This window comes from Devosia sp., from assembly GCF_036406155.1.
In the GTDB taxonomy this organism is placed as follows: Bacteria; Pseudomonadota; Alphaproteobacteria; order Rhizobiales; family Devosiaceae; genus Devosia_A.
The window spans coordinates 1-5,346 of sequence record NZ_DASWVV010000060.1 but is presented as its reverse complement, the minus strand read 5'-3'; the positions used below and the strand labels follow the sequence as shown (position 1 = coordinate 5,346).

General features: G+C 70.4%; 6 protein-coding genes. 2 read left to right on the top strand and 4 right to left on the bottom strand.

The window, feature by feature from the left end; genetic code table 11:
* Positions 1 to 83 precede the first annotated feature (83 nt).
* From VGD93_RS03855 to VGD93_RS03840, 4 genes are all read right to left on the bottom strand, one after another.
* Positions 84 to 758, bottom strand: coding sequence for a GNAT family N-acetyltransferase (locus VGD93_RS03855; protein ID WP_395009364.1), 675 nt, complete (start codon positions 756 to 758; stop codon positions 84 to 86).
* Positions 759 to 866: 108 nt separating this feature from the next.
* Positions 867 to 1,088 (bottom strand): hypothetical protein, encoded by a 222-nt coding sequence (locus VGD93_RS03850; protein ID WP_395009362.1) that lies wholly within the window; start codon positions 1,086 to 1,088, stop codon positions 867 to 869.
* A gap of 115 nt (positions 1,089 to 1,203) precedes the next feature.
* Positions 1,204 to 2,406, bottom strand: coding sequence for a pyridoxal phosphate-dependent aminotransferase (locus VGD93_RS03845; protein ID WP_395009360.1), 1,203 nt, complete (start codon positions 2,404 to 2,406; stop codon positions 1,204 to 1,206).
* Between the two features lie 104 nt (positions 2,407 to 2,510).
* Positions 2,511 to 2,948, bottom strand: coding sequence for a DUF4864 domain-containing protein (locus VGD93_RS03840; RefSeq protein ID WP_395009358.1), 438 nt, complete (start codon positions 2,946 to 2,948; stop codon positions 2,511 to 2,513).
* A gap of 162 nt (positions 2,949 to 3,110) precedes the next feature.
* Between VGD93_RS03840 and VGD93_RS03835 the strand changes: the two genes are divergently transcribed.
* Positions 3,111 to 3,449 carry a hypothetical protein gene (locus VGD93_RS03835; RefSeq protein ID WP_395009356.1) on the top strand — a complete coding sequence of 113 codons (339 nt, stop codon included), beginning with the start codon at positions 3,111 to 3,113 and terminating at the stop codon, positions 3,447 to 3,449.
* 121 nt (positions 3,450 to 3,570) lie between these two features.
* Positions 3,571 to 5,346, top strand: a 1,776-nt coding sequence (locus tag VGD93_RS03830) for a hypothetical protein (RefSeq protein ID WP_395009354.1), incomplete at its 3' end; no start/stop codon positions are given.

Sequence of the window (5,346 nt, the reverse complement as noted above, 5' to 3'; positions counted from 1 at the left end):
GACCAGCGCGCCGCCGCCCGCGACCGAGGCCGCTCCGGCCGAGCCCGCCCCGGCGCCCGCCCAGTAAGGGTTTCTACCGGGCTTCATCCCTCCCTGTGAAGCTCACCTGCGCCCCGGCGTTTCGCCGGGGCCGCTTCCTTTTGCGCGGCCACAGCGCCTGCCAGCAGCCGCATCACCGGCCGCCGCGGGAGCGGCCGCGCCACCTCGTCGTAGCCCGCCTGCCGGAATGCCTTCACCGTGCCGAGATAGAGATCGCCGGCCGCGGACTTGTCCGAGGGCTCGATCGGATAGGCCTCGACGCCCGGCGCCCCCCTGGCGAAGGCGAAATCGGCCGCCGCCCGCGCCAGCACGGGCAACAGCCCGCGCCGGCGGAAGCGCTTCGCCACCACGAAGCAGTTGACCGCCCACACCGGCAGGTCGTCGATCGGGGCGAAATGGCGCGACCGGTTCAGCCGGTCGAAGCGGGTGCGCGGCGCGACGCTGACCCAGGCGGCCGGCGCGCCGTCGACATAGGCGATGATCCCCGGCTCCTCCCCGGCCTCGACCCGCTGCTGCAAGGCGAGCCGGTTGCCCTCGCCCCAGCCTGCCTTGTAGCCGGCATTGCTCAGGTACCAGTAGGCGCACCAGCATTTGTTGGCGACCGCGCACTGGCCGATGACCTCGACAAGGTCGTTCCAGCGCGCCGCGCTCGCCGGATGGATCTCCGGCACGGGCGCGTGGTCCGCCGCCGGAGCATGGATCGGATCGGTCTTCGCCATGTCGCGCCGCTCCCCGAACGCCACGCGCATCCTAGCGCGCCTCGCAGGACCGGGGAATGCCGGCGATTCCGAGGGCTGTCGTGCCCCGGCCCGGTGGCGGGAGGGCGCCTATTTGCGGCTGCGCGTGATCTGCTTGATGGCCAGCGGCGGCAGGCCGGACTTCTGGGCGATCTCGCGATCCTGCTCCATGATCGCCTCGCGCGCCGGCGCGTCGCCGTCGAGGCCCCCGAGGATGCTGGCCGGGACCTTGCGGTTGGAGCGCTGGCTGCCGTCCTCGTAGATGACGTCGAACATCACGAACTCGGTGCGGGGGGTGGGTTTCTTTGCCATGGGTATCTCCTGCCGGCGGCGGCTCATGCTGCCGCCGGCATGCGCAATCCGTGTTGTTGGGACGCCCCGCGGTGGCCGGGGCGGCGCCTCGCAATGGAGGCGGCGGGGATCGGGTCTAGCTGACCTTGCTGCAGAACTCCTGGATGCGCGCCACCGCATCCTCCAGCTGGGCGTTGGAGGCGGCGTAGCTCAGCCGCATGTGCCCGGGTAGGCCGAAGGCGGTGCCGTGCACCAGCGCCACGCCGGTTTCCTCGAGCAGCGCCATGACGAAATCCTCGTCGGTGGCGAGCCTGGCGCCGCCGCCGGAGGTCTTGCCTAGGAGGCGCTTGACCGAGGGGAACACGTAGAAGGCGCCCTGCGGCGTGAGGCAGTCGAGCCCCGTATTGGCGTTGAGGCCGCTGACCACGAGGTCGCGCCGGCCCTGGAAGACCGCGCGCCACTGCTTGAGGAAGTCCTGCGGTCCGTTGAGCGCCTCGACCGCCGCCCATTGCGCGATCGAGGACGGGTTGGTGGTCGATTGGCTCTGCAGCTTCAGCATCGCGCCCAGCAGGTCGCGCGGGCCGGTGCAGTAGCCGATGCGCCAGCCGGTCATGGCGTGCGACTTGGAGACGCCGTTCATGGTCAGGGTGCGGGGACGCAGCGCCGGCTCCACCTGGGCGATCGTAGCGAAGCTGCCGCCGTCATAGACCAGCACCTCGTAGATGTCGTCGGTGAGGATATGCACGTGCGGGTGGCGGAGCAGCACGTCGGCGAGGGCGCGCAGGTCCGCGGCCGAATAGGCCGCACCGGTCGGGTTCGACGGCGTGTTGAGGATCAGCCACTTGGTCCTGGGCGTGATGGCCGCCTCCAGCGTCTCCGGCTTGAGCTTGAAGCCGGTCGTGGCGTCCGCCACGGCGTAGACCGGGGTGGCGTCGCACAGCCGCACGATCTCGGGATAGCTCACCCAGTACGGCACCGGAATGACCACCTCGTCGCCCGGGTTGAGCGTCGCCAGCAGGGCGTTGAAGATGATCTGCTTGCCGCCGGCGGCGACGAAGCAGTCGGCAGCGGTGACATCCAGGCCGTTGTCGCGCTTGAACTTGGCCGCCACCGCTTCCTTGAGCTCGACGATGCCGTCGACATTGGTGTAGCGCGTCTTGCCCTCGTTGATGGCGCGGATGGCGGCGTCGCAGACATTGCGCGGCGTGTCGAAATCCGGTTCGCCCGCGGCCAGCGAAATCACGTCGCGCCCGGCGCGCGCCATGTCGGCGGCCTTGCGGCTGATGGCGATCGTCGCCGAAGGCTGGATGCGCCCGAGCGCGTCCGACAGGAATCCCAATTTCACTCTCCCCGCTGGGTGCCAGAACCGGGCAGACTGATAGGGCGAATGCGGCCGCGGCACAATATGCCGTTGGTCGGGCCGGCCCGGCGGCTCGGGCGGCGCTAGATGGCGACGCCGCGCGGCGGCATCAGCTGGACGCCCTGCACCCGCCAGTGCCCGGATTCCTCGGTGAGTTGGTAGACCGCGTCGTAGAGCGACTGGTCCTTGCCGACGAAGGTGACGCTCTGCATGACGCCGTCCGGCCCCAGCCGGAACGCCCCGAAATGGTGCGAGCCCGACTCCATGATCGGCGCGTAGCCGGACTGGACGATAGCGAGGAAGAATATCTCCGCGTTGGGGAAGGCGGCCTGGAAGGCGATGCCGGCATGGCTGAAGGCCTCCGGCGCGTCGTGCTCGCGGAACGCCTGGATCTGACTGCTGATCACCGCCTGCCACGCCTCGGGCGACGCCGCATCCTCGCCGCCGGCGGGTACGGCAAGGCCTGCTGCCGCCAGGGCAATCGATACCAGCAGAAGGCGCATTCCGGAGAGCGACCGCATCCCGAACTCCTGTGCCGGGCACGTACGGGCAGGCGGGCCGGAGTCCGCCTGCCTTACTATTGCCGTCAAATCGTACGCGCTTGACCCAGATAGCAACGAACGAAATCCGCATTGGGTTGGTCACCTCACCCCATTGTGAATAGGTGAGTGAGACCCCATCCGATGAGCGCTTCCAAGCCCGCCGAGCCCTCCCTGCCCGCCGCCGTGAAGGCCGCGCTCGGGCGCCGGAACCTGTTTTCCGCCGCGCTGCTGTCCTTCTTCCTGACCTTTGTCGGCGTCGGCCTTGCCGTCCTTGCCGGCTACCTGCCGGCGCGGCAGGCCGTGCTCAGCGGCACGATCGACGCCGAGGTCGTGCTGCTGTTCGTACCGCTCGCGGCACTGGTCTTCGCCATCGTTGCCGAAGCGGCGCGCCTTTCCCTCAAGGACAGCCCGATCCGCCAGGATCCGAACCGCCCCACGGCGCCGCTGAGCGGCTGGACACCGGGGCGCGGCGAGGGCTGACGGCCCCGCCACACCGTCATACACGACTCCTGATGGGCGCGACTGGGCCGGGGCTTTACCCGGCCTCTTTTTTGCGGCACCTGTTTGCGCCGTCGGCGCGCGGAGCGCCATCGAGGGAAGAATGATGCCGCTGCCCAAGCTCCCACCCTTCACCCCGCTGCTGCCCGTCGCCGCCCTGGCGGGCCTGTGCCTGTGCGCCCCGGCACTGGCGGAGACCGTGACCGTGCGCGACCTCGCGCTCGGCGGCAGCACCGACGCCTTCGCGCTTGCCATTCCCAGCATCGAGCTGGTCGATGCCGATCTCGACGAAGCCGCCGTCCGCGCGCTCTTCGCCGGCGACGTGGCAACAACGCTCGAGCGGCTGGCGGGCCTCGACGCCGCTGCCATCCGCATCCCCGAACTGCGCTTCACCATGCGTCTCGAGGCGGGCGGCGAGGACAGCGTCACCGTCTACCACGATTTCGAGCTGCGCGACGTCGTCGACGGCGTCGCCGCCTCGGTATCGCTGGCCGGCGCCCAAAGCGCGGCCGGGGCCGGCACCACCGTCGCCATGGGCCCCGTCTCGTTCGGGCGCTTCGACATCGGTGGCGTACTCGCCTTCTACGGGCTGGTCGGGGGGAGCGGGGACGCCGCGATGCGCCCCCTCTACGAGGATTTCGCCATGCAGGGCGTGACCGTCACCGCCCCCGGCGTCAGCTGCGAGATCGGCGCCGTCCGCATGGCCGAATTCTCCGCCCGTCCGCTCAAGTCGTCCTTCTCCGATATCGTGCCGCTGCTCACCCAGCTGGAGATGCGGCAGGCCGCGGGGGAGACGGTCGATGCCGCCCTGGTCGGCCGCGTCGTCGCCTTCTACATCGACATGTTCACCGCCTTCCGGTCGAGCCCGGGCGAATTCGACGGCTTCACCTGCTCGGGCCGCAATCCCGAGGGCCAGCCGCTGCAGATCAGTTCCGGCGCCATCGCCATGGGCGGCTTCGAACCGGGCGTCTATCCCCCCGTCGAGGCCCGTGACTTCCGCATGGACGTCGAGGGCCAGGGCTGGCTCGAGGCCGGCCGGATGACGTTCAAGGCCATGGATTTCACCGGCGCCATCGCCGCGCTGCAGGCGGCCGCGACGCTCGACGAGGCATGGTTCGCGGCCAACTGGCGCAAGCTGGTGCCCGCCTTCGACGGCTTCGCCATCGCCGATTTCGGCCTCGACATCCCCGATCCCGAGGCTCCCGGCCAGCGCATCGCCGCCCGCATCGGCGCCTTCGACGTCACCCTCGCCGACTATGTCAACGGCATCCCCGCCAGCATCCGCCTGCACGGTGCCGACATCCAGGCCGCCCTGCCCGCCGACGCCGCCGCACTGGCCGGGCTCGGCTACGAGCGGCTCGACCTCGACTACGACATCGCCGTGCGCTGGGACGAAGGCGCCCAGAGCATCGTCATCGACCGCTTCGCGGTGGCCGACACCGCCCTCGGCTCGATCAGCCTCAGCGGCACGCTCGGCAATGCCACCGCCGCCCTGTTCGCCGACGACCCCGAGGCCGTCGCTGCCGCCTCCGCCGCCCTCACCTTCAGGCAGCTCCAGATCGAGGTGGCCGACGCCGGCATGACCGATCTCGTCGTCGCGCTGGCCGCCCGCGAGCAGAACCAGAAGCCGGTGATCTTCCGGGCCATGCTGTCGGGCCTCGCCCAGGCGCTGCCGATCGCGACGCTCGGCCCGACGGAAGAAGCGACCGCGCTCGGCGAGGCGCTGCGCGCCTTCATCGACGGCAAGCCCAACCTCCGGCTGACGCTCACGGCGACGGACCCGGCCGGCATCGGCCTCGCCGAGTTCGAGGCAGCACAGAAGAACCCGGCGCTGCTCGCCGGCAAGCTCAGCATCGTCGCCGAGGCCAGCGGCGAGGCG

Coding starts and splice junctions, on each gene's coding strand:
- VGD93_RS03840 (WP_395009358.1), bottom strand. CDS start 2,948: ATGCGGTCGCTCTCCGGAATGCGCCTTCTGCTGGTATCGATTGCCCTG.
- VGD93_RS03850 (WP_395009362.1), bottom strand. CDS start 1,088: ATGGCAAAGAAACCCACCCCCCGCACCGAGTTCGTGATGTTCGACGTC.
- VGD93_RS03835 (WP_395009356.1), top strand. CDS start 3,111: ATGAGCGCTTCCAAGCCCGCCGAGCCCTCCCTGCCCGCCGCCGTGAAG.
- VGD93_RS03855 (WP_395009364.1), bottom strand. CDS start 758: ATGGCGAAGACCGATCCGATCCATGCTCCGGCGGCGGACCACGCGCCC.